At 72.9% G+C, this 25,004-nt stretch carries 26 protein-coding genes; 8 read left to right on the top strand and 18 right to left on the bottom strand.

Annotation, left to right across the window (positions count from 1 at the left end; translation table 11 throughout):
- Positions 1-116 precede the first annotated feature (116 nt).
- Genes JOD51_RS15140 through uriH form a run of 4 tightly spaced genes read right to left on the bottom strand, consistent with a single transcriptional unit; the run spans position 117 to position 4,405 of the window.
- Positions 117-1,052 (bottom strand): Ppx/GppA family phosphatase, encoded by a 936-nt coding sequence (locus JOD51_RS15140; protein WP_204609941.1) that lies wholly within the window; start codon positions 1,050-1,052, stop codon positions 117-119.
- Positions 1,053-1,086: 34 nt separating this feature from the next.
- Positions 1,087-1,947, bottom strand: coding sequence for a ribokinase (locus JOD51_RS15145; RefSeq protein WP_204609943.1), 861 nt, complete (start codon positions 1,945-1,947; stop codon positions 1,087-1,089).
- On the bottom strand, positions 1,944-3,428 hold the full coding sequence (uriT, locus tag JOD51_RS15150; protein ID WP_239539893.1) for a uridine transporter UriT: 1,485 nt from the start codon (positions 3,426-3,428) through the stop codon (positions 1,944-1,946). Before uriT ends, JOD51_RS15145 begins: the two co-directional genes overlap by 4 nt.
- Positions 3,429-3,433: 5 nt before the next feature.
- Positions 3,434-4,405, bottom strand: coding sequence for a uridine-preferring nucleoside hydrolase UriH (uriH, locus tag JOD51_RS15155; protein ID WP_239540624.1), 972 nt, complete (start codon positions 4,403-4,405; stop codon positions 3,434-3,436).
- A gap of 293 nt (positions 4,406-4,698) precedes the next feature.
- On the opposite strand from uriH, the gene JOD51_RS15160 reads away from it, so the two are divergent.
- Complete coding sequence (locus JOD51_RS15160; RefSeq protein ID WP_259558613.1) at positions 4,699-5,709, top strand: LacI family DNA-binding transcriptional regulator; 1,011 nt, start codon at positions 4,699-4,701, stop codon at positions 5,707-5,709.
- A gap of 88 nt (positions 5,710-5,797) precedes the next feature.
- On the opposite strand, the gene JOD51_RS15165 is transcribed toward JOD51_RS15160, so the two are convergent.
- The 4 genes from JOD51_RS15165 to JOD51_RS15180 all read right to left on the bottom strand — a co-directional run bounded on the left by JOD51_RS15165 (position 5,798) and on the right by JOD51_RS15180 (position 9,471).
- Positions 5,798-7,543: an MDR family MFS transporter gene (locus JOD51_RS15165; RefSeq protein ID WP_204609945.1), complete on the bottom strand. Its 1,746-nt coding sequence runs from the start codon at positions 7,541-7,543 to the stop codon at positions 5,798-5,800.
- A complete protein-coding gene (locus JOD51_RS15170; RefSeq protein WP_204609947.1) occupies positions 7,540-8,163 on the bottom strand; it encodes a TetR/AcrR family transcriptional regulator in 624 nt (207 codons plus the stop codon). The genes JOD51_RS15165 and JOD51_RS15170 overlap by 4 nt, the downstream gene beginning before the upstream one ends.
- 68 nt (positions 8,164-8,231) lie before the next feature.
- Positions 8,232-8,714: a GNAT family N-acetyltransferase gene (locus tag JOD51_RS15175; RefSeq protein ID WP_259558610.1), complete on the bottom strand. Its 483-nt coding sequence runs from the start codon at positions 8,712-8,714 to the stop codon at positions 8,232-8,234.
- Between the two features lie 82 nt (positions 8,715-8,796).
- Positions 8,797-9,471 (bottom strand): HAD family hydrolase, encoded by a 675-nt coding sequence (locus tag JOD51_RS15180; protein ID WP_204609949.1) that lies wholly within the window; start codon positions 9,469-9,471, stop codon positions 8,797-8,799.
- Between the two features lie 99 nt (positions 9,472-9,570).
- Here JOD51_RS15180 and JOD51_RS15185 point away from each other — a divergent pair, with 99 nt between their 5' ends.
- Positions 9,571-10,338, top strand: coding sequence for a glycosyltransferase family 2 protein (locus tag JOD51_RS15185; protein WP_239539894.1), 768 nt, complete (start codon positions 9,571-9,573; stop codon positions 10,336-10,338).
- A gap of 359 nt (positions 10,339-10,697) precedes the next feature.
- On the opposite strand, the gene JOD51_RS15190 is transcribed toward JOD51_RS15185, so the two are convergent.
- Positions 10,698-11,885: an ROK family protein gene (locus JOD51_RS15190; protein WP_204609951.1), complete on the bottom strand. Its 1,188-nt coding sequence runs from the start codon at positions 11,883-11,885 to the stop codon at positions 10,698-10,700.
- A 247-nt stretch (positions 11,886-12,132) separates the two neighbouring features.
- On the opposite strand from JOD51_RS15190, the gene JOD51_RS15195 reads away from it, so the two are divergent.
- Entirely contained in the window at positions 12,133-13,401 is a 1,269-nt protein-coding gene (locus JOD51_RS15195) for an MFS transporter (protein ID WP_204609953.1), read from the top strand.
- Positions 13,402-13,472: 71 nt separating this feature from the next.
- Here the strand turns inward: JOD51_RS15195 and JOD51_RS15200 are convergent, their stop codons facing one another.
- On the bottom strand, positions 13,473-13,991 hold the full coding sequence (locus JOD51_RS15200) for a tetratricopeptide repeat protein (RefSeq protein WP_204609955.1): 519 nt from the start codon (positions 13,989-13,991) through the stop codon (positions 13,473-13,475).
- 142 nt (positions 13,992-14,133) lie between these two features.
- On the opposite strand from JOD51_RS15200, the gene JOD51_RS15205 reads away from it, so the two are divergent.
- Positions 14,134-15,465: a cation:dicarboxylate symporter family transporter gene (locus JOD51_RS15205; RefSeq protein ID WP_204609957.1), complete on the top strand. Its 1,332-nt coding sequence runs from the start codon at positions 14,134-14,136 to the stop codon at positions 15,463-15,465.
- 402 nt (positions 15,466-15,867) lie between these two features.
- On the opposite strand, the gene JOD51_RS15210 is transcribed toward JOD51_RS15205, so the two are convergent.
- The 7 genes from JOD51_RS15210 to JOD51_RS15240 all read right to left on the bottom strand — a co-directional run bounded on the left by JOD51_RS15210 (position 15,868) and on the right by JOD51_RS15240 (position 21,540).
- Positions 15,868-16,923, bottom strand: coding sequence for a Gfo/Idh/MocA family protein (locus JOD51_RS15210; RefSeq protein ID WP_239540627.1), 1,056 nt, complete (start codon positions 16,921-16,923; stop codon positions 15,868-15,870).
- Positions 16,924-16,994: 71 nt separating this feature from the next.
- Complete coding sequence (locus JOD51_RS15215) at positions 16,995-17,687, bottom strand: ThuA domain-containing protein (protein WP_204609967.1); 693 nt, start codon at positions 17,685-17,687, stop codon at positions 16,995-16,997.
- Positions 17,688-17,722: 35 nt separating this feature from the next.
- Entirely contained in the window at positions 17,723-18,916 is a 1,194-nt protein-coding gene (locus JOD51_RS15220; RefSeq protein WP_204609969.1) for a Gfo/Idh/MocA family protein, read from the bottom strand.
- A gap of 129 nt (positions 18,917-19,045) precedes the next feature.
- Positions 19,046-19,894 carry a class I SAM-dependent methyltransferase gene (locus JOD51_RS15225; protein ID WP_204609971.1) on the bottom strand — a complete coding sequence of 283 codons (849 nt, stop codon included), beginning with the start codon at positions 19,892-19,894 and terminating at the stop codon, positions 19,046-19,048.
- A 97-nt stretch (positions 19,895-19,991) separates the two neighbouring features.
- Positions 19,992-20,363, bottom strand: a complete 372-nt coding sequence (locus JOD51_RS15230) for a hypothetical protein (protein ID WP_204609973.1) — start codon at positions 20,361-20,363, stop codon at positions 19,992-19,994.
- Positions 20,360-20,986 carry an Asp23/Gls24 family envelope stress response protein gene (locus tag JOD51_RS15235; RefSeq protein WP_204609975.1) on the bottom strand — a complete coding sequence of 209 codons (627 nt, stop codon included), beginning with the start codon at positions 20,984-20,986 and terminating at the stop codon, positions 20,360-20,362. Before JOD51_RS15235 ends, JOD51_RS15230 begins: the two co-directional genes overlap by 4 nt.
- The gene (locus JOD51_RS15240; RefSeq protein WP_204609977.1) at positions 20,983-21,540 is read right to left on the bottom strand and encodes an RNA polymerase sigma factor; all 558 of its coding nucleotides are present in this window, start codon (positions 21,538-21,540) and stop codon (positions 20,983-20,985) included. The genes JOD51_RS15235 and JOD51_RS15240 overlap by 4 nt, the downstream gene beginning before the upstream one ends.
- Before the next feature lie 173 nt (positions 21,541-21,713).
- On the opposite strand from JOD51_RS15240, the gene JOD51_RS15245 reads away from it, so the two are divergent.
- From JOD51_RS15245 to aqpZ, 4 genes are all read left to right on the top strand, one after another.
- On the top strand, positions 21,714-21,965 hold the full coding sequence (locus JOD51_RS15245) for a hypothetical protein (protein ID WP_204609979.1): 252 nt from the start codon (positions 21,714-21,716) through the stop codon (positions 21,963-21,965).
- 222 nt (positions 21,966-22,187) lie between these two features.
- Positions 22,188-22,634, top strand: a complete 447-nt coding sequence (locus JOD51_RS15250) for an Asp23/Gls24 family envelope stress response protein (RefSeq protein ID WP_204609980.1) — start codon at positions 22,188-22,190, stop codon at positions 22,632-22,634.
- Positions 22,635-22,755: 121 nt separating this feature from the next.
- Positions 22,756-22,956 (top strand): hypothetical protein, encoded by a 201-nt coding sequence (locus JOD51_RS15255; RefSeq protein ID WP_204609982.1) that lies wholly within the window; start codon positions 22,756-22,758, stop codon positions 22,954-22,956.
- Between the two features lie 71 nt (positions 22,957-23,027).
- A complete protein-coding gene (gene aqpZ / locus JOD51_RS15260) occupies positions 23,028-23,819 on the top strand; it encodes an aquaporin Z (protein ID WP_204609984.1) in 792 nt (263 codons plus the stop codon).
- Between the two features lie 87 nt (positions 23,820-23,906).
- On the opposite strand, the gene JOD51_RS15265 is transcribed toward aqpZ, so the two are convergent.
- Positions 23,907-24,944, bottom strand: a complete 1,038-nt coding sequence (locus tag JOD51_RS15265) for a LacI family DNA-binding transcriptional regulator (RefSeq protein ID WP_204609986.1) — start codon at positions 24,942-24,944, stop codon at positions 23,907-23,909.
- Between the last annotated feature and the right edge of the window lie 60 nt (positions 24,945-25,004).

Here is a 25,004-nt window from a genome sequence, read left to right on the forward strand (position 1 = left end):
GTCGACGTGGCACGAGGACTTGTTCAGGACCGGACACCTCGCAAGACGCAACGTCGCCGACGACACGCAACGCAGTACCGTCGCGCAGGAGCGCCGAGGTTGCGTTCTGCGAAGGGTCAGCCGAGGACCGACAGCTGGTCCAGCCGCTCGAGGATCACGCCCTCGCGGAGCGCCCACGGGCAGATCTCCAGCGCCGGCAGGTCGAAGATGTCCAGGCACGCCTCGGCGACGAGCGCCCCCGGCACGACCTGGTGCGCCCGGCTCGGCGAGACCCCCGGCAGCGTGCCGAGCTCGTCGACCGACATGGTCAGCAGCGACGGCAGCCGGTCGCGGAGCGCCACCCCGTCGAGCACCCGCGGCACGAGCGGCCCCGCGGCCGACGGCGCTGCGCCGCAGATCCGGGCGATGGAGCGGAACGTCTTCGAGGTGGCGACGGCACGGTCCGGCGCTCCGGACCGCAGCAGCCGTCCGGCTTCGCGGGCGATCTCGACGCGGACCTCGTGCCGGACCCGGCGCAGCTCCTCGGGGCTGGGGGTGCCGGCGGCGAAGTACGTGCGGGCGAGTCGTGCGGCGCCGATCGGCATCGACCAGGCGACGTCGGGTGCTTCGTCCGCGCCGCCGGCGATCTCGAGCGAGCCGCCGCCGATGTCGAACACGGCCAGCCGTCCGGCGGACCAGCCGAACCAGCGGCGCACGGCCAGGAAGGTCAGCCGGGCCTCGTCCGACCCGGAGAGGACGGCGAGCTCGACCCCGGTCTGCTCCCGCACGTGCGCCAGGACCGCTTCGGAGTTCACGGCGTCACGGACGGCCGAGGTCGCGAACCCGAGCATGTCCTCGCAGCCGCGGTCCTCGGCGACGCGGACGGACTCCGCCACGAAGTCGGTCAGCGCGTCGATGCCGACCGGCGTCACCGCGCCCTGGTCGTCCAGGTGCTCGGCGAGCCGCAGCGGCCGCTTGAACGACGACGCGGGCAGCGGCGCCGCACCGCCGTGGGCGTCGACGACGAGCAGGTGACCGGTGTTCGAACCGATGTCGAGGACTCCGACGCGCATGCGCCCACGCTAGTGGTCGGGCGGGAGGCCCGGATCACGTCCCGAGGAACGCCTCCAGCTGGGCGGTGGTCGGGTAGGACGCCTGTGCGCCGGCGCCGGTCGCCGCGTACGCGCCGACCCCGGCGGCGAAGCGCGCAGCCTCGACCAGCGAGTCCCCCGCGGCGAGCCGCAGTGCGACCGCCCCCATGAAGGCGTCCCCGCACCCCGTGGTGTCGACCGCGTCCACGGGCACGGCGGGGACCTCGACCGGCTGAGCGTCCCCGTCGTGCACGACCGAGCCGTCGCCGCCGCGGGTGACGATCGAGCGCTGTACCCCGTGGTCGCCGAGCGCGGCGGCCTCGTGCTCGTTGACGAGCAGGACGTCGGTCAGCTCGAGGAGCTCCGGCGGGACGGCGCCGAACGGGGACAGGTTCGTCAGCACGGTCACCCCGGCGGCGTGTGCGGCCCGGGCGGCGGCGAGCACCGCGTCCATCGGGACCTCGAGGCAGAGTCCGAGGACGGCGGCGTCGTGGAAGACGTCGGCGGGCAGGTCCGCGGGTGAGAACGTGGCGTTGGCGCCGCCGGAGATGACGATGGTGTTCTCGCCGCGGCCGTCGACGGTGATGACGGCGGTGCCGGTGGCGGTGTCGGGCCGGACGACGACGTGGGTGGTGTCCGCACCGGAGGCCGCGACGGAGTCGCGGAGCAGCGTGCCGTTGCCGTCGTCGCCGACCGCACCGACCATGCGGACGGTGCCCCCGAGCCTCCCGGCCGCGACGGCCTGGTTGGCGGACTTGCCGCCGGGCAGGGTGGCCAGGTCGGACCCGTGCAGGGTCTCGCCCGGCTGCGGGAAGCGCTCGGTGCGGACGACGAGGTCCGCGTTCAGCGACCCGACGATCACGATCGTGTCGGTCATCGGACGGTCTCCTTCTGCGGGTCGGCGGTACCGGGCTGCGCGGAACCGGGGTGGGCGGTACCGGTCTCGGCGGACTCCGGTCGGGGGATGAGGAACGAGGTCGCCAGGGCGGCGGTCGTGATCGCGGCACCGAGCAGCATGCCACCGGAGTACCCGGCGGTGCCCGAGGAACCGCCGACCCCGAGCGCGATCTGCAGTGCCGGCAGCACGGCGAAGCTGACACCGGCGCCGAGGTTGAACGCGCCGGCGTTGAGCCCGGGCAGGAAGCCGGGGTTCGAGTCCGGGGACAGCACGATGCCCAGGCCGTTGAGGATGATGTTCGCGATGCCGGCGTAGGTGATGCCGATCAGCACGGTGGCGGTGACGAGCACCGGCAGCGAGTGCACCCCGACGACCGCCATCAGGACGGTGGCGACGATGCTGCCGACGAGACCGACGCGCAGGACGGCCCGGTAGCCGAGCGTCGGGGCGAGCCGGCCGGCGAAGGGCCCGACGACCCAGCCGACCAGTGCGTACGGCGTGAGGAACACGAGGGAGGCGAGGTCGGCCTCCATCCCGAAGCCCGCGTCGCCGTTCTGCGCGAGCGAGGTGACCAGTCCGTTGACGACGGCGAACACCCCGGTCATCGTGAGGAACGTGGTGGCGAGCAGCGCCCAGGTGGCCCGGCGCCGGAGGAACCGGGTCTCGACGAGCGGCTCACGGACGCGGGACTCGACGGCCCAGAACACGGCGAACGCGACGAGTGCGACGACGACCCCACCGACCACGAGCACGGGGTCCGCGTCGCCGAGCTTGCCGGCCTCGTTGAAGGCGGTGAGCAGCGCGCCGACCGAGACCACGAGCGGCACGACGCCGACCCAGTCCATCCGGGTGCCGGAGGACGGGCGGGACTCGACGCCCCACTTCGCGACGAGCGCGAGGGCGATGACCGTGACGACGGCGATCACCCAGAAGATGCCGCGGAAGCCGAAGTGCGTCGCGATCCACCCGCCGGCGAGGGCGTCGATGCCGGCGATGCCGCCGTTCACCGCGGTGAGCAGCCCGAGGGCGGCGCCGTAGCGCTTCGGGTCGCGGATCTCGTTGCGCAGGACGAGCAGGCTGATCGGGACGACCGGGCCGGTGACGCCCTGGATGATCCGACCGGTGAACAGCATCGGGACGTTCACCGCGAGGGCGGCGACGACGCTGCCGACGAACATCACGGCGAGCATGGCGACGAGCACCCGCTTGCGGCCGACGATGTCCGACAGCCGGGGCAGGAACAGCGAGAACAGCGCGGCGAGGGTGAAGTACAGCGTCTGGGACAGGCCGATCGTGGCGTCGTCCGTCTTGAGTTCGCGCGCCATCGTGACGAGGGCGGGGCTGAGCATGCTGGCGTTCAGCTGGAACGCGATGCACGCGGCCAGCAGCGCCGCGGTGAGCGCGGCGATCGACTTCGCCGGCATCGAGCCGGTCGGCGTCGACGTCGAGGGGGTGGGCATCGTGCTCAGGCCTCCGTCGCGGCGGTCGGCTGCGTGGTCAGGCCGGCGTCGATGCCGTCGGCGGCGGCGCGGGGCGTCCAGCCGGTGTCGGGCGTCTCGCCGATGCGCTCGAGGGCGTCGACGACCAGGTCCCAGAACCGGCCGTGGTCGAGCTCCAGCGCGGCGCTCGTGCGGCAGTCCGCCGGCGCCGGGGAGCGGAAGTCCGCGACCGTCATGCCGAGGGTCAGCGTGCCCTGGGTCTCGACGCGGATCGGGACCTTCACGGCGCGGACGATCGTCGGGTCGATGACGTACGCCACGGCGCAGGGGTCGTGCACGGGCGGGGCGTCGAAGCCCTGCACGTCCTGGTACGCCGTACCGAAGAAGTCGAGGAGCTCCCCCACGAAGGCGGCCGGTCCGGTGCCGACGGCGGCGATGCGGGCGGCGACCTCGGGGGTGGCGAGCGCCTGGTGGGTGAGGTCGAGCCCGACCATGACGACGTCCCAGCCGGCGTCGAACACGATCGACGCGGCCTCGGGGTCGATGACGATGTTGAACTCGGCGACCGGGCTCCAGTTGCCGACGTGGACGCCGCCGCCCATCAGCACGACCTGCTTGACGCGCTCGACGATGCGGGGCTCCTTGCGGACGGCGAGCGCGATGTTCGTCAGGCCGGCGGTCGGCACGATGGTGACGGTGCCGGGCTCGTGGGCCATCACGGTGTCGATGATCAGGTCGACCGCGTGTCGCTCGTCGAGGGCGAACGACGGCTCGGGCAGCACGGGCCCGTCCAGGCCGCTCTCGCCGTGGATCTCGGGGGCGACCTCGACCTGGCGGAGCAGCGGCCGTGCGGCACCGGCGGCGAAGGGCACGCCGGTGATCCCCGCGATCCGGGCGACGGCGAGCGCGTTCCGGGTGACCTTCGGGAGGGTCTGGTTGCCGACGACGGTGGTGACGGCGAGGAGCTCGATGTCCGGGTTGCCGTGGGCGAGCAGCATCGCGACGGCGTCGTCGTGGCCGGGGTCGCAGTCCAGGATGATCTTGGCGGGGGTGCGCGGGGCGTCGGGCGCTGAGGTGCGCGGGGCGTCGGACACGGAGGTGCGCGGGGCGTCGGACACTGGGGTGCTCCACTTCGTCGGGGAGCCGGGTGCCCGGGGTGCGGGCGGCCGGCAGGAGGTCGGTACCTGACGCGCCATGCACGCCGCGTCAAGCGTTTGACATCACACAGCATCAAGCGCTTGACGTCAAGTCGTGCGGATTCCGCATGCACGGCCGTCGCTAGCATCGACCCGTGCCCACGACCCCGCGCAGTCGCCCCGCTCCGTCCGGCCGGGTGACCGCCGCGATGGTCGCCGAACGCGCCGGCACGAGCATCGCCACGGTCTCCCTCGTCGTGAACGGCAAGGACCGCGGACGCGTCTCGACGCCGATCGCCGACCGGGTCCGCGACGCCGTCGAGCAGCTCGGCTACGTCGTCGACCACGCGGCGAGCTCCCTGGCGCGGGGCAGCGGCGACCTGGTGGTGCTCATCGCGCCCGACCTGTCGAACCCGTTCTTCGCCGAGGTCATCCGCGGCGTCCGCGACACCATCGGCGACCGTTTCCAGCTCGTGCTGTCCGTCACCGAGCGCGGCGAGCAGCCGGTGGACGCCGACGTCCGCCGCTTCGAGCGGCTCCGGCCGGCGGGGATCCTGGTCGACGCCCCGGCCGAGCACGCGTCGATGGCCGCGAGCGTCCCCGTCGTCCTGCTCGACGCCCCGGGCGGCCCGGGAGCGGTCAACTACGACCTGACGGCCGGGGTGGAGGCGCTGGTCGCCCACCTCGCGGCCGCCGGACACCGTCGGGTCGCCTACCTCGACGGGACCTCACGCGCGACGACGTTCGCGGTCCGTCGGGCGCTGTTCGGGCAGGCCTGCGTGTCGGCCGGCATCTCCGTGTCCCAGCTCGAGGCACAGGCCGACCTGACGATCGACGCGGCGGCGAGCGCGGTCGGGCAGGTCGTCGACGCGTGGCTCGCCGACGGGGTCACCGCCGTCGTCGCGGCCGCGGACACCCTGGCCTACGGGGTGCTCCGGGTGGCCGCCGAGCGGGGCATCGCGGTGCCGGCCGCCCTGGCGGTCGCCGGGTTCGACGACCTGCCGTCGTCCTCGGTCACCGCGCCGAGCCTGACGAGCGTCGCCCTGCCCGGTGCCGAGCTCGGGCGGGCGGCGGCGCTCCGGCTCCTCGCGACGCTCGACGGTGTCGACGCGCCGGACCCGGCCCTGCCCACCCGCCTGGTCCCCCGTGCGAGCACGGGGGCCTGACCCAGTCCACACGACGACCGCAGCGGACGACGGACGGGAGGCGCGGTGCCCGCTGGCACCGCGCCTCCCGTCCGTCAGCCGGTCGCGACTACTCGTCGTGGCGGGTCGTCGAGACCGGACCGGTCGTCGAGACCGACCTCGTCGGCGAGCCCACCGGCTCGGGTGCGTCCGCCCGGGGTGCGTCCGCCGACGCGGCGGCCGGTGCCGACCCGTCCCGTCGTGCCCGCTCGAGGGCGTCGGCCTCATCGCCACCGACGGCCTCGCCACGGGCGACCATGCCGGCCACGTCCGCCAGCCGCATCTGCGGGATGAAGAGCGCGAGCACGAACGCGGCGGCGATGAACGGCAGCAGGTACCAGAACACCGGCGACAGCGAGTCGGCGTACGCGTTCACGATGCCGTCCTGCACTGCCTGCGGCAGCTTCGACAGCGAGGTCGGGTCGATGCTCGAGCTCGCACTCGCCGCGTCGGTCGCACTGCCACCGGCGCCACGGAAGACGTCGGTCAGCGCGTCGGTCAGCCGCGAGGTGAACAGCGCACCGAAGACGGCGACGCCGAGGGAGGCGCCGACCTCGCGGAAGTAGTTGTTCGTCGAGGTGGCGGTCCCGACCTGCTCCGGCGGGACGGCGTTCTGCGCGACCAGGACGACGACCTGCATGATCAGGCCGAGGCCGGCGCCGAACACGAACAGGTAGACGCAGATCAGCCAGATCGGGGTGCTGGCGGCCAGCGAGGTCATGCCGAGCATCGCGATCCCCACCACGATCGTCCCGATGATCGGGAACGCGCGGTAGCGGCCGGTCTTCGTGATGAGCGTGCCGGACAGGATCGAGGTACCGATCAGGCCGACCATCATCGGCAGCATCAGCAGCCCGGAGACCGCGGCGGACGTGCCCGAGGCCATCTGCAGGAACGTCGGCACGAAGCCGATCGCCGCGAACATGCCGAGGCCGAGCACGAAGCCGATCGCCGTCGCGATGACGAACGTGCGGTTGCGGAAGAACGACAGCGGGATGATCGGGTCCTGCGCCCGCGACTCGACGAGCACGAACGACGCGGCGGCGACCAGGAAGCCGGCACCCCACGCCCACGTCTCGGGAGCACCCCAGCCGTGCTGGCGGTTGCCGCCGAACTCGGTGAAGAAGACCAGGCAGGCCGTGGTGGCCGAGAGCAGCGCGACCCCGAGGACGTCGATCCGCTTCGTGGCCTTCTTGCTCGGCAGCGTCAGGGCGAACCACGCGACGGCGAAGGCCGCGATGCCGACCGGGATGTTGATCCAGAACGCCCAGTTCCAGGTCATGTGGTCGACGAAGAACCCGCCGAGCAGCGGGCCACCGACGGCGGAGAGGCCGAAGATCGCACCGAGCGGGCCGAGGTACTTGCCGCGCTGCGAGGCGGGCACGATGTCCGCGATGATCGCCTGCGACAGGATCATGAGCCCGCCGCCGCCCAGGCCCTGCAGGGCGCGGAAGACCACGAACTGCCAGAAGCCGGTCGACAGTGCGCAGCCGAGGGACGCCAACGTGAACAGTGCGATGGCGACGAGGAACAGGTTGCGGCGGCCGATGACGTCACCGAACTTGCCGTAGATCGGCATCACGATGGTCGACGCGAGCAGGTACCCGGTCGTGATCCAGGCCTGGTGCGCGACGCCTCCGAGCTCGCCGACGATGGTCGGCATGGCGGTCGAGACGATGGTCTGGTCGAGGCTGGACAGCAGCATCCCGGCGATGAGCGCCGAGAAGATGATCCAGATGCGGCGCTGGGTCAGGAGCAGCGGCCCGTCGGCCTGCTGGCGACCCCGGCGGGTGGTGCTCGGCGCGGATGCGCTCATGAGGTGCCTTCCTGGGCAGGGATGGTGATGGCTTCCGTCATGAGACGGAGGTTGGTGTCGAGGAGCTCGTCGAACCGGGGTCCGGACGCCTCGTCGAAGTCGTCGGCGAAGTACGTGCCGGCGCTGACCCGGATGACCCCGACGGCGGCCTCGGCCACCAGACGGGCGCGCGGGTCCGCGGGGTCGTGCCAGGCGAAGCGCTGCCGGACGGCGTCGGCGACCTTCTTGATCTGGGTGTCCGTGGCGGAGAGGAACCGCGCGGTGAGGGCGGGCTCCCGTTCGAAGACGTGCCGGACCAGGGCCTCGTCGGCGCGGTCGATGCCGGCCACGTGCAGCTGCTCGATGATGAGCGCGATCACGGACGGCAGCGGGGCGAGGGTCGTGGGGACGACGGTGCCCTCGGCGTACGCGGCGAGGAGTGCGGTGTCGGCGTTCAGCTCGATGCCGAGGACCACGTCCTCCTTCGACGCGAAGTGGTTGAAGAAGGTGCGGCGGGAGACGCCGACCCGTTCGCAGAGCTGTTCGATGGTGAAGCCCTGCAGCCCGCCGTCGACGACCGCGCGGCGCGCTTCGGACACCATGCTGCGCCGGAGGGCGCGGGTGCGTTCAGCGGTGGTCACCGGGTGATACTTGCACTCCTTCTGCGAGAGTGCAATTCACCGTTGGTGAACTCCCAGCGATGTCTGGGTCAGATCGCCTTCGCGAAGCAGTACGACCACGGCATGGTCTCGGCGTACGGCTCGTACACGTCGATGCGGTCCCACCCGGTCTTCTCGTACAGTGCCACGGCCTCGGGCTGCTTGTCACCGGTCTGCAGGATCAGGCGACTGGCGCCCTGCTCGCGGCCGACCCGGGCGCACTCGTCGAGGAGCGCGGTCGCGGCGCCCTTGCCCCTCGCGGCGGCCAGGACGATGAGGCGCTTCAGCTCGATCTCGTCCCCGAGCCGACGGACGGCGATGTGGCCGAGGACCGTGCCGTCCTCGTCGACGGCGAGCAGGGAGGTCACCACGGTGGTCGGGTCGACGGACAGCACGCGGCTGCGCTCCGCGGCGATCTCGGGGGCCTCACCGGGGTTCCCGTCGCCGTAGCGCTCGTGCATCTCCTCGTCCATGGTCGCGCGGAGTGCGACTCCGCGCGGGTCTTCCCAGGGCACGCGCTCGATGGTGATCACGGTCGTCAATCCTGACACGGACGGACGACAGCCGGCGTACCGCGGTGCGCACCACGGCCGACCCCGCGTCGGAGCGGTGGGCTCAGCCGAGCGCACCGATCGGGCTGGCGTCGAGATCCTCGAGCAGCGCCGCCGCGTCGTCGTACACGGCGGCAGCACCCGCACCGCGCAGTTCGTCGCCGCCGATCCCGCCGGTCATCACGCCGATGCACGGCACACCGACCCGCTTCGCCGACTCGACGTCCCACATCGCGTCGCCGACCATCACGGCGTGCTCCGCGTCGACGCCGGCCTTCCGCAGGGCGACCTCGATGATCCCGGGGTCCGGCTTCGCCTGCTCGACGTCCTCGCTGCTCGTGACGGCGGTGATCCACTGCTCGGCGTCCAGGAGTTCGAGCAGCCGGTCGAGTTCGTTCTGCGGGGCACTGGTCGCCAGGACCACGGCGTGCCCGCGGCCGGCGACGGCCTCGAGCAGGTCCCGGGCGCCGGGCAGCAGGCGCAGCTGCGGCATGTGCTCGGAGTAGAAGGCGGTGTGGAACTGCTTCGCGGTGTCGCGGACCTCGTCGGAGGCGTCCGGCAGCAGCGACTCCAGCAGCTTCGCCGAGTCCATGCCGATCGCCCGGTGGATGCGCCAGGCGTCGACGGACTCCCCCGCCGCGCGGAACGCCCGCCACCAGGCGTCGATGTGGGCGTAGTTCGAGTCGGCCAGGGTGCCGTCGATGTCGAACAGGACGGCGGTGGTGGAGGTGTCGGACATGCCTCCACCCTGCTCCGTGGGTGGCGGCCGGTGCCTCAGGCCCGCCTCGTCGGGACGAAACGGCCACCCCTCACAGCGACGCTCCGGTTGGCTCGGGACATGCCGTCCGTGTCCGTCGTCGTCCCCGTGCTGGACGACGCCGCGCACCTCCGGCGCTGTCTCGCCGCCCTGGAGGCGCAGACCCGGCCCGCCGACGAGGTGGTCGTCGTCGACAACGGCAGCGCCGACGACAGCGCGGCCGTGGCCCGGGCTGCCGGTGCCGTCGTCCGGAGCGAACCGGTGCGCGGGATCGCCCGGGCCGCGTCCCGTGGCTACGACACCGCGCACGGCGACGTGATCGTCCGGCTCGACGCGGACTCCGTCCCGCCGCCGGACTGGATCGCCACCGCGCTCGCGCTGCTCGAGGACCCGTCGGTCGTCGCCGTCACCGGGCCCGGTCGGCCGTCCGACGCCGGCGGACTCGTCCGGGTCGTCTGGCCGGTCCTCTACATGCGGCCGTACTTCGTGCTCATGCGCGGAGCGCTCTCCCGGCCGCCGCTGTTCGGGTCCGCGATGGCCCTCCGCCGGTCGACGTGGCTCGCCGTCCGCGACCGGGTGCACCGCGACGACCCCGAGGTGCACGACGACATCGACCTCAGCATGCAGTTCGACCCCGAGTGGCGGGTGCTCGCCGACCCCGCGCTCACGGTGCGGGTGTCCGCGCGGCCGTTCGCGAGCCTCCCGTCCGCCGTCCGGCGTGCCCGGCGTGCGTTCCACACGTTCCGGGTGAACGGCCGGCGGGGCTCGCCGCCGCGGCGGTGGGCCCGACGGCTGCGCACGGACTGGCGGAACCGCGACCAGGCGCACGCGTGGTGGCGCGGTCGCTGACCGGTTCCGACCGACGAGCGGCAGGCGGGACCACCGACCGACGGGATGATCCGTTCGGCGCAGGCCGTGCACAGTCCGGACGGACGGCGTAGCGTCGCCTCAGTCGCCCTGCCGGAAGGCACCCGAGGGACCCTGACCTCGTGGAGCGACAACCCGCGCCTGCCACTCCCGGAGGCACGCGCAGGCCGCGGACGCCCGCCCCTGACCCGAACGGCGGCGGGCGTCCGCGATCCCACCTCGGCCACCTGCCGGCCCGGAGGCTGCCCCGCGGTCGGGTGTCGAGCCTCCCGCCCGAAACGTCAAGCACGACACGTCAAGCACGACGCGTCCCGCGCCCGTCGCCGGTGCCGTCGCCGCGCTCAGCCCGCTGCGGGGTCGGCCAGCAGGGACGCGAACGCCAGCTCGGCCGCACCGCGGAACAGCACGCTGCCGACGAGTTCCGCGGGCACGATCCGCAGGTCCTCGCCCATCGCCGTCATCGTCTGCGCGCGGACGGCGTCCTCGAGACGAGTCCCGACGTGCCGGAGGAGCGTGCCGAGGAACCCACCCAGGACGACGACGTCCGGGTTGACGGTGTGCACGACGTTGCGGATCGCGACGGCGAGCGCGGTGACCTGCCGCTCGACGACCGCCGCGAGGACCGGCGCGGGACCGGCTGCGAGGACGTCCCCGAGTCGGTCGGCCTCGTCGATGCCGAGGCCGGCGGCGTCGAGCAGTGCAGCCTGCGACGCCTCGGTCTCGAGGCACCCGACCGCTCCGCAGTGGCAGCGGATGCCGTTCGCGGCGACGAAGGTGTGACCGAGCTCGCCGGCGTACCCGGCGGCTCCGGCGAGGGGTCGGCCGCCGGTGATGATGCCGCCGCCGATGCCGCTCGCGCCGCCGTTGACGTAGACGACGTCGGTCGCCCCGCGGCCGGCGCCGTAGAGGAACTCCGCCGTGACACCGAGGTTGGCGTCGTTCGCGGCGCGGACCGGCAGCCCGGTGCGCTCGGCGAGGGGTGCGGCGAAGGCCTCGTCCCGCCAGGCCAGGTGCGGGGCGTACCGGACGACGCCGTCGCCGACGCGGACGATCCCGGGGACGGACACGGCGGTGCCGACCACCCGACGGCCCGCGTCCCGCTGCCGTGCGGCGGCCGAGGCGACGAGGTCGGTGGCTATCGCGAGGGCCTCGTCGGGCGTCGAGACCGAGGACGTGCGGACCGTCCGGCGTTCGTGTTCGGTGCCGTCGAGACCGATGACCGCCAGGGTCACGGCGTCGATCTCGGGCACGATCCCGAGGGCGACGACCTCGGCGGAGGCCGACACCGTCGCGCTCGGCCGACCGACGCCGGTGGCGGGCGGTGCGTCCCCCTCGACGACGAGGCCGAGGTCGACGAGCTCGCCGACCAGGGCGGCGACCGTCGAGCGGTTCAGGCCGGTCTCACGCGTCAGCGCCGAGCGGGGCATGGGTCCGCGCTCGTGCGCCAGGCGCAGGACCCGGGCGAGGTTGCGGCGGCGGACGACGTCCGTGGTGCGCACCGGACGGGAGGCCGTACTCGCCTCCGACATGTCCGCTCCGTTCGTCGTCCCGCCAGCGTAGTGCGGCGGGCGCCGCCGGGGCCGAGCCTCGGCCTGGCGGACATCTTGCGGCCTCCGGGAGGCGCAGAGTGTCCGCAGGGCCGAGGCTCGGCGCGCGCACGCACGCCCGCCTGCCGGAGCCGGCCACCTTGCCGTCTGTTCATGGTGGCGGGTCGACGAGTCGTTCTACGGTCGAACGACGTCGACCTCGACGACTCGTCAGCATCGAGGAGCCCGGATGCCGCTCAGGATCGTCTTCCCCCTGATCTCGCTCACCTACGGCGTCGGCAACTGGCTGACCTACCTGGCGCTGATCGTCTACGTCCAGACACAGGCGGGATCGTCGGCGAGCGCGGGGCTGTTCCTGGTGCAGACCGTGCCCGCGCTACTGGTCTCGGGCCAGATCGCCCGGGCGGTCCCGACGACGCGCGTGCGCTCGGCCTGGGTCGCGTGCCAGGTCGTCCTCGCGGCGATGACCGTTCCGGCAGCGTTCTTCGTGTCGCACCTGTGGGTCGTCTACGCCTACGCGGGGACGAGCATGATCGTCCGGGCGGTCGCGAACCCACTGCTCCTCACCCTGGTGAGCGCCTCGGTCGAGCCTGCCGAGAGATCCGCGGTCCTCCGCTCCGTCAGCGCGACGTCGGCGGTCACGCTCGCGGTCGCTCCGGCACTGGGCGGCTCGCTCCTGCCCGTCGTCGGACCGACCTGGCTGCTGCTCGTCAACGCGGCACTGTTCCTGTGCGTCGGTGGTGCGGTCCTCCTGCACCCGCGGCTCTCGGCTGCGCCACCAGACACGGAGGGACGACACCGCGAGCACAGCACCGAGCTGCGTCCGAACGGCTCCTGGTTCCGACTACCGGGCTTCGCCGCGCTCGTCCGGGTCGAGGGCGCGGACCTGCGCTCGTGGCGTCACCCGTTCACGAGGCTCTGGATGCTCCTGCTCATCGGCGGCGCTGTCCTGAACATCGTCGAGACGCCCCTCGTCTTCAGCGTGGTGCACCTCGACGAGACGGCCTTCGGGTGGATGCTCGCGGCCTACGGGGTCGGGGGGCTCCTGGTGCTGGTGCACAACCTGCGGACCGCTGGTCGCGCACGGACCGGACGCACGGCGGAACGGCGGGGGACGACGCTGTCCGGGTCGGCACTGGCAGTCGGGTTCGCCCTGCTCGTCGTCATCGCCTCGGGCGCGACGCCGACGCCAGCCACCGCCCCGATCGCGATCCTGTCCTTCGGGTTCCTCGGGTTCGGGGGGAGTTGGCTGTCGGGCACCGCTCGCGCGTGGCTCAATGCGTCGTTCGAGGGCCGTGGCGCCGACACCACGAAGGCCATGTGGACCTGGGCCTCCCAGGTGACGCTCGCGATCAACCTCGTCGTGTACCTGACGTTCTTCGTGGTCTTCACCGCCACACCGGCCGGCGTGTGGGTCCTCGCGCCGGTGCTGGCCGCCTACGGCTGCCTCCTCGTGGCGCTCGCTCGGACTCGTCCGCCGCGGGTCGTCGCTGCCTGAGGCACCGGTCGGGACGGCGCGCGGGTGCACCAGAGGCGGGCGAGGCGCCACCCCACGCGGCGGCTGCGGGCCTACCGGCTCGGGCCTGCACCGTCGGCGTCGAGCGAGCGGAGGTACCGGGCGTTGCCGCGCAGCGCTGCGTCGTACCGCTCGAGCTCGGGCGTGCCGACGTGGTCCGCCAGGAGTTCGAGCAGGCTCCCGAGCGCGGTGCCCACCTGCCCAGCGGCGTGGAGGGTGAGGGCTTCGAACGCTCCGAGCGCGACGGAGTCCGGGAACTCCGTGCGCCCCCGCGCGAACACCTGCCGCGATTCGTCGAGCTGGCCGAGGTTGCGGAGCGTGCTGCCCCACTGGAGGAAGCAGCGACGGCGGACGTCCCCCGCCAGTCCCTGCTCCATGGCCTGTTCGTAGAACCCCAGGGCCGTCGCCTCGTCGCCTGCGGTGTCGTACGCGCCGCCGAGTTCGTAGAGCACACGCGGGTCCTCGGGGTGCGCGTCGTGGATCGGGAGCAGTGCCTCGATGGTCGGGCCCATGTCCTCCCGGTCCCGAGCGGCGAAGATGCTGTCCAGCTGCGCCTCGAGTGCGTTCGTCACGGTCGGGTCCTCCCGGTGGGATCGGGTGGCTCCGGCGGCCACGACGACACAGTACCCAGGAGCCGTTCCGCCGCCGGTGCCGTTCCCGCAGTGGGAACACGGACGTAACGCGGGCGAAACGGGACCGCGCTGGGGTGGAGGCATGGACCTCACGAAACCGGAACGCGCCCCCGCTCGCTGGTACCGCTCGCTCTTCGTGCAGATCGCGATCGGGGTGGTCCTCGGCATCCTCGTCGGGGCGTTCGTCCCGTCGGCGGCCACGGCGCTGGGCATCGTCGGTCAGGGCTTCATCCGGCTGATCGAGATGGTGATCGCACCGCTGGTCTTCATCGTCGTCGTCACCGGCATCGTGCACGTCGGGGACCTGCGATCCGTGGGCCGCATCGCCGGTAAGGCGATGACGTACTTCGTCATCGCGTCGACGTGCGCGCTCGTGTTCGGCCTGCTGGTCGGCAACCTGGTCCGCCCGGGCGCGGGCCTCCGGATCGACCCGTCCTCGTTGGACGCGTCGGCGGTCACGGCGAAGACGGCCGGTGGGAAGATCCCGGACGCCGGCACGTTCATCCTCGACCTCATCCCGTCCAGCGTCGTGGACGCGTTCGCGACGAACGACATCCTGCAGGTGCTCGTCTTCGCGGTGTTCGTCGGCGCGGCCATCGCGGCGATCGGGCCGGAGCGGACCCGCCCGCTGGTCCGCGGACTCGACCTCTGTCTCGAGGTGGTCTACCGGATCCTGGGATGGGTGATGCGCCTGTCGCCGCTGGGAGCCTTCGGGGCGATGGCGTCCGTGGTCGGGCAGTACGGCATCGCGACGCTCAGCTCGTACGGGCTGCTGATCATGGCGTGCTACGCCGCGGCGGCGGTGTTCATCGTGGTGCTCCTCGTCGTCGGGCAGCTCCTGTCCGGCGTCCCCGTCTGGCGGTTCGTCTGGCACACCCGTGCCGAGTTCGGACTCGCGCTGGGGACCGCATCGACCGAGGCCGTGCTGCCGCGGATGATCACGCGCCTCACCGACGTCGGCGTCTCCCGCAGCGTCGCCGGCCTCGTCGTCCCGACCGGCTACTCGTTCAACCTCGACGGGGCGGCGATCTACCTGTCGATCGCGCTGCTCTTCCTGACCCAGGCGTTCGGGGTACCGCTCACCCTCGAGCAGCAGGTGGCCGCACTCGGGGTGCTCCTGCTGACCTCGAAGGGCATGGCGGGCGTCCCGGGGTCGTCCTTCCTGGCGCTGTCGGCCACCGCGACGAGCCTCGGCCTCTTCCCCGTCGCGGGCGTCGCGCTGCTGCTCGGCGCGGACCGGATCATGGACTCGATGCGCGTGAGCGTGAACCTGCTCGGCAACTGCGTCGCCGCACTCGTCGTGGCCCGGTGGCAGGGCGCGCTCGACCGTGAGCGTGTCGACACCGTGCTCCGCCCGCAGCAGGCATCGCCGGAGGAGACGCTCCTCCCGAAGGCGACGACGTCCCTCTCCTGACCCGCGCGCCGCGATCGTCGCCAGCTTCTGCACCGCACGAGCGATCCCACAGTGGAGATCGTCAACGTGATCACCGACATCGGCGCGTCCGGCGAATCGGTACCGACACCACGGGAGGACGCACGACCATGACCGAGTACAGCGACGAGACCAAACGGCTCGCACACGGGCTCGCTGCGAAGGTGGGAAGAAGCTGGAGGGAACGGACCGTCAGCTGAGCCGGGACGCCGCCGGACGGTACGTGATCATCCCGCGGGTCGACGGAGGCAGGGCCTGCTCCGCATCCGGCGGGCCGACGAGCACGGGTGATCGGTGGCGAGCGGCGGTCGCCACGTTCCGCCGACTCGTTCGCTGACCCTGCCGGTGCTCTCCGCCGGCAGCGCGCACGAGGACGCGCGCCGGCTACCCCAGCGGGACCGGCGCCGGCCGGGAGGCGCGACTCGCCACCTCGACGACGGCGCGCTCCCGCCCCGCGGTCGCGATCGACTCCATGACGTCGAGCACGTGGAACGCCAGCTCGCCGGAGGCCCGGTGCGGCTCCCCCGAGGCGATCGCCCGTGCCATGTCGGCCAGGCCCACCCCGCGGCCGGCGTCACGGTGGCCGGCGAGGACGGGGAGCTCCTGGAACGTCCGGTCCTCGGCGGTGGCGATGCGGCTCGGGTCCGAGAAGCGGTTCGGGTCGGCGACCGACAGGGACCCGGCGGTGCCGTGCACCTCGAACAGCGGGGACTCGGTCGCCCAGACCTCGAAGGACAGCGTGACCGTGGAGACGACGCCGTCCTCGTGCTCCAGCACCGCGACGACGTGGGTGTCCACGTCGACCGGCAGCACCTGCCCGGCGTTCGGCCCGGTGGCGACCGTGCGCTGTCGGGTCGAGCGGGTCGTGCTGCCGCTGACCCGCACCACGGAGCCGAAGAACGTGACGAGGCTCGTCAGGTAGTACGGGCCCATGTCGAGCAGCGGGCCGCCGCCCGGCTGGTAGTAGAAGCCGGGTGCCGGGTGCCAGAGCTCGTGGCCCGGAGCACTCCAGGACACCGCGGCGGCGACCGGGGTGCCGATGCGGCCGGCGTCGATCGCGGCCCGTGCGGTCTGGATCCCGGTGCCGAGCACGGTGTCCGGGGCGCTGCCGACCCGGAGGCCCGCGGCGTCGGCGGCGGCCAGGACCGGGGCGGCCTCGGCGGTGCTCAGCGCGAGCGGCTTCTCGCCGTAGACGTGCTTGCCCGCGGCGAGCGCCCGGCGCGCGACGTCGGCGTGGGCGGCGGGGATCGTCAGGTTGAGGACGACGTCGACGTCCGGGGACGCCAGCAGCTCGTCGACACCGAGCGCCTGGACGCCCTGTTCGCCGGCGACGGCTGCTGCCCGGGCGGTGTCGAGGTCGGCGACCGCGGTGAGGCGCAGGTCCGGCAGCGACGGGAACTGCTCGAGGTACTGCCTGCTGATGTTCCCGACCCCGACCATCCCGACCCGCAGCGGAGCGGCGGCCCGAGGAGCGGCGGCACGAGCACCGGCGCCGCTCTCGACCCCGGCGCTCATCGGGCTGCCCACAGCAGGCCGCGCTCGATGATGGTGCGGACCGGCTGCGACTCGACGATCTCGATCCGGTGCCCGGGTGCCGAGACGAAGATGCGCCCCTCGCCCCACTGCCGTGTCCAGATCGCGGGCGCGGTCACGGGACGGTTCCACGCGTCCCAGGCACGGGCCTCCTGGGTGGTGGTGGCGAGGACGTCGTCGTACTCGTCGCTGAGCACCCAGTACTGCTCGCTGACCAGGTCGAAGTCGTCGATGCCCTGCATGATCGGGTGTTCGCGGCCGAGGTCGGTGACGTGCACGGTGTACGGGATGTAGTTGTCCGACTGCTCGCCCACCCGCTCGTCCGGGTGCTTGCCCGCGTGGTGGGCGAACTGGCCGCCGATCATGTGCAGGTAGTCGGCGTTGTCCCGGTACGAGTCCGCGATGCCGCCGTGCCAGCCGGCCATCCCGGTGCCGGCGAGGACCGCGCGCTGCAGGCCGTCGAACTCCTCCTTCGCGATGGTCGACATGGTGTTGACCTGCACGATGAGGTCGATCGTGTCCATCACGGCCGGGTCGGCGTAGACGGCGGTGCCCTCCTCGACGCGGACGTCGAACCCGTTCTCGCGGAGGAAGGGGATGAAGAGCTCGGTGGTCTCGACGGGCATGTGCCCGTCCCAACCGCCGCGGACGACGAGTGCCTGGCGTTGCATCGGTGCTGCTCCTGTGGTCGAGCGGACGGGTGAGGTCATCGGGTGGGGATCGGGGTCCAAGCGCTGCCGGCGGCGGCGCTCCGCTGCACGGCGTCCAGGACGTCCTGCACGTGCAGCCCGACGGCGAAGGACGGCTCGGGCTGCTGCCCGGTGGTGATCGCCGTGACGAAGTCGACGACCTCGTGGACGAAGGTGTGCTCGTAGCCGATCGGGTGTCCGGTCGGCCACCAGTTCGCCATGTACGGGTGCTCCGGCTCGGTGACGAGGACCCGGCGGAACCCCTGCTCCCCCGCGGGTGCGTCCGTGTCGTACACGCGGAGTTCGTTCAGGGCCTCGAGGTCGAAGGCGATCGCCCCGGTGGACCCGCTGATCTCGATCGTCAGGCCGTTCTTCCGCCCGGTCGCGTACCGGGTGGCCTCGAACGTGGCGACGGTCCCGCCCGGCCGGGCCGCGCCTCCCGTCAGTCGACCCGTGAACCAGGCGGCGTCGTCGACGGTGACCTGCCCGCGCTGGTCGGAGGCGGTGCCGGACAGGCCGACACCGTCGGCGAGCAGCGGGCGCTCGTGCACGAACGTCTCGAGCGTGCCGCTGACCGTGCCGAGCGTCGCGCCGGTGATGTGTTCGACGAGGTCCACGGCGTGCGCGCCGATGTCGCCGAGCGAGCCGGACCCGGCGAGCGCTGCGTCCAGCCGCCAGGTCATCGGGCCGTCGGCGTCGGTGAGCCAGTCCTGCAGGTACAGGGCGCGGGCGTGGCGGACCTCGCCGATGCGGCCGGCCTGGACGAGCTGGCGGGCGAACGCCAGGGCGGGGACGCGCCGGTAGCTGAAGCCGACCATCGAGCGGATCCCGCGCGCGGCGGCCGATTCGGCGGCGGCGACCATGGCCTCCGCCTCGGCGACGGTGTTGGCGAGCGGCTTCTCGCAGAGGACGTGCTTGCCGGCCGCCAGCGCTGCGATCGCGACCTCGACGTGCGAGGAGCCGGGCGAGCAGACGTCGACGACGTCGATGTCCGGGTCCTCGACGACACGGCGCCAGTCGGTCTCGGCGCGCTGCCAGCCGAAGCGGGCGCGGGCGGCCTCGGTGCGTTCCGGGTCGCGGCCGACGACGACGGTCATCTCGGGCTCGCGGTCGAGCGGGAAGAAGCGCGGGGCGACCCGCCAGGCCTGCGAGTGCGCGGCCCCCATGAAGCCGTGTCCCACCATCGCGACCCGCAACCGGTCCTCCGTCATCGCATGCTCCCTCGCATCGTGCGTCCGACGACGACGCTACGGACGCTCGGGTGGCCGGGACAAGCCGGACGGGAGGATCGGAAAACTTTCGTGGGACCGGTCGCGCCCGCGCGTGGCCGGGCCGGCCGCTCAGTCGCGGGTGGCGACGATGGTGAAGGTGGTCGGGATCCGGTCGCGGTCCGCGGCGGGCCACACCCAGTCGCCGCCCGCCGCCTGCTCCATCCGTGGGCTGAACCGCCACGGCAGCGTGCGGCCCTCGTCGAGTCGGCGGAGGCGCAGGCCGGCCCCGAGCAGGGCGTTGACGATCTCGGACAGCGGGTGCGGCCACTCGTAGGTCCGGGTCCTGGCCACTGTGCCGTCGCCCGCGTAGGTGCTGGCGTCGTCCCACTGCTGGGCGGTGCCGTCCGGGAAGTACCGGTGGCGGGTGACGAGCTCGTCGGCGGCCTCGTCGAGCGCGAACAGGGCCGGGTGGCCGTCGCGGATGAAGAAGACGCCGCCGGGTCGGAGCAGTCCGGCGACCTGTGCGGCCCACCGGTCGAGGTCCGCCAGCCAGCAGATCGTGCCGATGCTCGTGTAGACGACGTCGAAGTCCCCGGTGACCGCGGCCCGGGCGTCGAGGACGTCGGCCTCCACCCAGGTGACGTCGACGGCGGAGCGCTCGGCCAGGGCGGCGGCGGACACCAGCGCCGGGTGGGAGAAGTCGACGCCGGTGACGCGGGCGCCCTCGCGGGCGAGCGAGACGGTGTCGGTGCCGATGTGGCACTGCAGGTGGCACAGGTCGAGTCCGGCGAGCGAACCGCCCGGCAGCCACGGGGTGAGCACCGGGAGGTCCTGCCGGACGACGTCGGAACGGTGCGCCGGGTCGGCGTAGGCGTCGAGCCCGTAGGCGCCCTCGTGGATGGGCACGCGGTCGTCCCAGTTGGCGCGGTTCGTGTCGCGGGCGTGCTCCCAGTCGACGTCGACGTGGTCCATGCTCATGCGCCCGACCCTAGCGAGCCGTACGTCCCCGCCGCGACCCGGCCAGCGGTCGTGGCCGGTCCAGCCGTCGCGGCCGGTCCGGCGGTCGCGGCCGCCGTCAGACCAGGTCGGCCGCGACGTCCGCGGCGGTGATCCCGACGGTGTCCTCGACGAGCCGGACGACCACCGTGATGGTGTCCGGGCGCGGGCCGGGCTCGGCGTCCACGACGGAGCGGATGCGTTCGCCGACCGCGCGCACCGTCTCGGTCGCCGGCCGGGCCCCGTCGACCGCGACCTCGGCCGTGATCCGGACGGCCCCGTCGCCGCGGTGCACGTCCACCATCGTCCCCGGGTCGCGGATCTCGAGCTGCGCCGCGACGACGTCCGCCGCGACCTGCACGAGGGACTGCGCGGGGAACACGTGGCCGACGCCGTCCGTCGCGCGGGCGACGTCGGTCAAGCGGCGGGACAGCTCCTGGTCGTCGGTCACGGGTGCTCCTGGGGGACGTAGACGTCGTCGAAGGTGACGTCGATCTGCTCGATGACGAGTTCGGTGTGCCGGGTGAGGACGTCGGCCACCCGTCGACGGAGGCGCTCGGCGGTCTCGTCGGCGACCTGCCCGTACGCGATCGCCGCGGTCAGGTCGACCGTGATCGGTGTCCCCGGCGTCGAGACGTCGCCGGTCAGGGTGCAGCGTCCCATCACGATCCCGCCGGTGGTGTCGCCGGCGCGACGGACCAGGTTGCGGACCGCGGCCTCGGTGAGCGTGAGCCGGAGCCGGGGGTCCGGGTGGCTGACCGGGACGTCGCGGCCGGAGGTGATCTCGGCCCGGATGGTGGCGAGGAGGCCGTCGATCCAGGCGTCCTCGCGGGCGGGGTCGGGGTCCGTGTCGGCCCGGCGCTGCATGGCGCCGACCGACAGTTCGCGGAGGCGCTGCATGTTCGACAGGGCGAGGCGGCAGGCGGCCGAGGACTCGATGTCGGGGTCACGCGGGGTGCGGCCGCGGTCCAGGTACTCCGCGAGCTCGTCGAAGGTGTGGCCGTCGAGGTCGGCATCGGGCAGACCGTCGGCGGGCAGGGCGTCCGCGGGCAGGGTCTGGTCGTCGTCGCTCATCGCCACGCCTCCATCTCCCGGAGCAGGAACTGCCGTGCCCGAGCGAGGAGCCCTCGGACCGTCGAGACCGGCAGCTCCAGCGCCTCGCTGATCTCCTGGTAGCTGTACCCGGCCGTCTCCCGCAACAGCCAGCAGCGACGCTGGTCGGCAGGGAGCCGGTCCAGCGCAGCCCACATCGCGTCGAGCTGCAGCCGCGCCTCGACGATACGCTCCGGGCTCTGTGCCGGGTCGGCCGGCCGTTCGTACCCGTCGATGTCGTCGTGGTGCCGGCGTCGACGCAGGCGGTCGATGGCCTTGCGGGTGACGATCTGCATCATCCACGGCCGGAAGTGGGCGGGGGTGTCGAGGTCCGACAGGCGGCGCCACCCGGTGAGGAACGACTCCTGCACGACGTCGTCGGACTCGACGTTCGACCCGAGCATCTGCTCGGCGTAGACGCGCATCAGCGGACCGTGACGGCGGGCGAGGACCGCGAAGGACGGCACGTCGCCGTCGGCGGCACGCACGACGAGCGTCGAGTCCTCGGCGCGGCCGAGCGGGTCGTCGTCGGTCATCCGCACCTTCCGTGGTCCAGGACCGTCCGCGCTCCACGGACGGCGGCCGTCCGGGTCGACGGCCGCATCCGAGCATGCACCGTCATCCCCGGAAGCGCCCGCGCGCAGCCGGTTCGTGACGGAACGGCCCGTCGACTCGTCTCACTGGAGGACCGCACGACAGGAAGCAGACGATGCACGACCGATCGACCGCCGTTCTCCGGCTCGAGACGCCCCACGAAGCGCCCGACGAAGCACCCGACGCCGCGCCCCGCGACCCATCCCGCGGAGGCCCGACACCGGACGACGACCGCTGCCCGAGCCGCTTCGACCGCTGGCACTGCGGGTTGCAGCAGGGGCACGCCGGGCTCCACGTCGCCGAGGAGCAGCAGGGTCGGACCACCTGGAACGACGCCCTGGACGGCCGCGACCTCAGCGCTCTCTGACCCCGACGCGTGGTGCCGGACGGCGAACAGCGGGAGACGGTTCCCGAACGCCCGGGCCGCCCGATCGGGCCGTCGGGGGACAAGGGGCCAGCCGGTTGACGCACTTCCTGGAACGCTGCTGGAAGTCGTGACGGCGCCGTGACGAACGTCCTCTCCAGCCCGTCTCATCCGTGAACAGCACCCGCTGGGAACGCCCGGCGGGCCATTCGGAAGGAGACAGCAATGGCCGACACCACCACCCCCGACACCCTCGCCACCAGCGCGAAGAACACGGGCACCCACGCCGCCTCGGGCAAGACCGTCATCGACGACACCGTCGTCTCGAAGGTCGCCGGCATCGCCGCCCGCGAGGTCAACGGCGTGCACGGCCTCGGCGGCGGTGCCGCCCGTGCCATCGGCGCGATCCGCGACGCCATCGGCCAGCGCGACCTCGGTCAGGGCGTCAAGGTCGAGGTCGGCGAGAAGCAGGTCGCCGCCGACATCACGATCGTCGCCGAGTACCCGGTGAAGCTGCAGCAGGTCGCCGAGGGCGTCCGCTCGTCGGTCTCCCGCGCGCTCGAGCAGATCGTCGGCATGGAGGTCGCCGAGGTCAACGTCACCATCCAGGACGTCTACATCCCGGGTGACGACGACGACAACGACGAGAAGAAGGAATCGCGGGTCGAGTAGCCGCGCACGCGGGGCGGCACCACGACGGTGCCGCCCCGACCCTCACCGCGGTCGACCGACCGGGTGACGCGGGACCGGCCGACCGGCCGTGCTCGGAGCACCACCGACAAGGAGTACCCCCATGCGCAACCGCCTCATCGTCACCGGTGTGATCACCCTCATCGGCTTCTTCCTGGGCTCCCGGTCCAACCGACCGGTCGTGCAGAACGGGAAGAAGTCGAAGCGCGAGACCGCCCGCCGGATCTGGAACGACCCCCGCGCCCGCAAGGGACGCAAGAAGCTCGGCGAGAAGCTCGTCAAGGCCGCCCGCAACCGCCGCTGACCGCCCCCCCCCAAAAAAAAAAGCACAGCCCCGCACCACACCGCACCGAGAGACCAGCGAGAGGAACACCAGTGGCCCGCGATCGTGAACCCGTCAGCACGTCGACCTCCGAGCAGCGTCGAGAAGACGCTGCCGCCTGGTCACCCACTGCCCGGTACCTGGCCGAGTTCTTCGGCACCTTCCTGCTCGTCCTGGGCGGTGTCGGCACGGCACTGTTTACCGCCGGGTTCCCGAGCACGACGGACAACCAGACCGGCGTCGGGTTCCTCGGCGTCGCGCTGGCGTTCGGACTCTCGGTCATGGCGGGCATCGCCGCCGTCGGCCACATCTCCGGCGGGCACTTCAACCCCGCGGTGACGCTCGGACTGCTCGCGGCCGGACGCACCGACGGCCGGCACGTCCCCGGGTACCTGGTGTCCCAGGTGCTGGGTGGACTCGCGGCGACGAGCGTGATCGCGGCCGTGCTGTCCGGCAAGCAGGGGGCGTTCGCCGCGGCGGTCGACTCCGGCTTCGCGTCGAACGGCTTCGGCGCCTCGAGCCCGGGCGGCTTCGGGCTCGGGTCCGTGCTGCTCGCCGAGGCCGTGCTCACCGGTGTCTTCGTCGCCGTCATCCTGTCGGTGACGGCGAAGCAGGAGTACCAGGCGCTCGCCCCGACCGGCATCGGCCTGACGCTCACCCTGATCCACCTGGTGAGCATCCCGATCAGCAACACCTCGGTGAACCCGGCGCGGTCGATCGCGACCGCGGTCTACGGCGGGGCGGTGCCGCTCGGGCAGCTGTGGGCGTTCATCGTCGCGCCGATCGTCGGTGGTGTCGTCGCCGGCATCGTCGTCCGCCTCGTGCGTCGGCGCGACCGGCACTGACGGCTCGGTCCGCGACCGGCACTGACGGCTCGGTCCGCATGCGGATGACGGGAGGCGGTCGCCGGTCCGGTGGGCCGCCTCCCGTCGTCAGCGACCTGCGTCGGGACACCCGCACGAGCGTCGGAGGACGAGCTCGCCGGGGAACAGTTCGTGCGCGTGGTCGCGATCGGTCGCCAGCAGCCGCGTGACCGCGCTCCGCGCCATCTCGTCGACCGGCTGCCGGAAGGTGGTCAGGCCCGGCCAGGCGTACTCCGCTTCCGAGGAGCCGTCGAAGGACGCGATCGCGATGTCCTCCGGCACCCGGATGCCGCGCTCGTGGAAGGCCCGCAGCACGCCCACCGCGGTCCGGTCGGACGCGACGAAGAACGCCCGCGGCGCACGACCGGGGTCCGCTGCCCGGTCGTCGACGATCCGGTGCCCGGCATCCCGACCGCCCGGGCGGGTGACCTCGGCCGCGACGAACGGCCCGGCCGGCACCCCGGCGGCGGCGCAGGCCTGCAGCCACCCGATGTACCGCGGCTCGCTCGGGTCGTCCTGACCGACGAACCCGACGGATCCGTGGCCGTGCTCGAGCAGGTGCGTCGTCGTCGCGACCGCCCCCGCGCGGAGGTCGGTGCCGAGGCTCGCGACCCCGCGCTCGCGGGTGGCGACGTTGAGGGCGATCCACGGCAGGCCGACACGGTCGAGGGCCGTGCTGTCGAGCGGGGTGTCCCCTGCCAGCACGAGCACGCCGTCGATCTGGCGCGCGGCGAACTCGCGGAACCGGGCGAGCACCTCGTCGGGGTGGAAGGACGTGGCCGTCGTGTACAGGGCGTACCCGCGGTCGCGGGCAGCAGCCTCCAGGGTGCTGGCGTACTCACCGAAGAACGGGTTGGTGAAGACGGGGTCGCTGCTGCTCGGCACGAGGAAGGCGAGCGTGTCGGCCGAGCCGGAGCGCAGGGCGCGTGCGGCCTGGTTCGGCCGGTAGCCGAGCTGTTCGACGGCGGCCAGGACCCGTTCCGCCGTCGTGGCGGCGACCGGCGCCGTGCCGTTCAGGGTGTAGCTGACGACCGCGTCGCTCACCCCGGCGAGCCGGGCGACGTCCCGTCGGGTCGCCTTCCGCGGCGTCGGCGTCCCGCCCGTCATGCCCTGCTGCTCCGCACGGAGGCCAGCCTAGGGCGGCGCGCACGCGGTCGCGCCGCCCGA

The organism is Curtobacterium herbarum (assembly GCF_016907335.1).
In the GTDB taxonomy this organism is placed as follows: Bacteria; Actinomycetota; Actinomycetes; order Actinomycetales; family Microbacteriaceae; genus Curtobacterium; species Curtobacterium herbarum.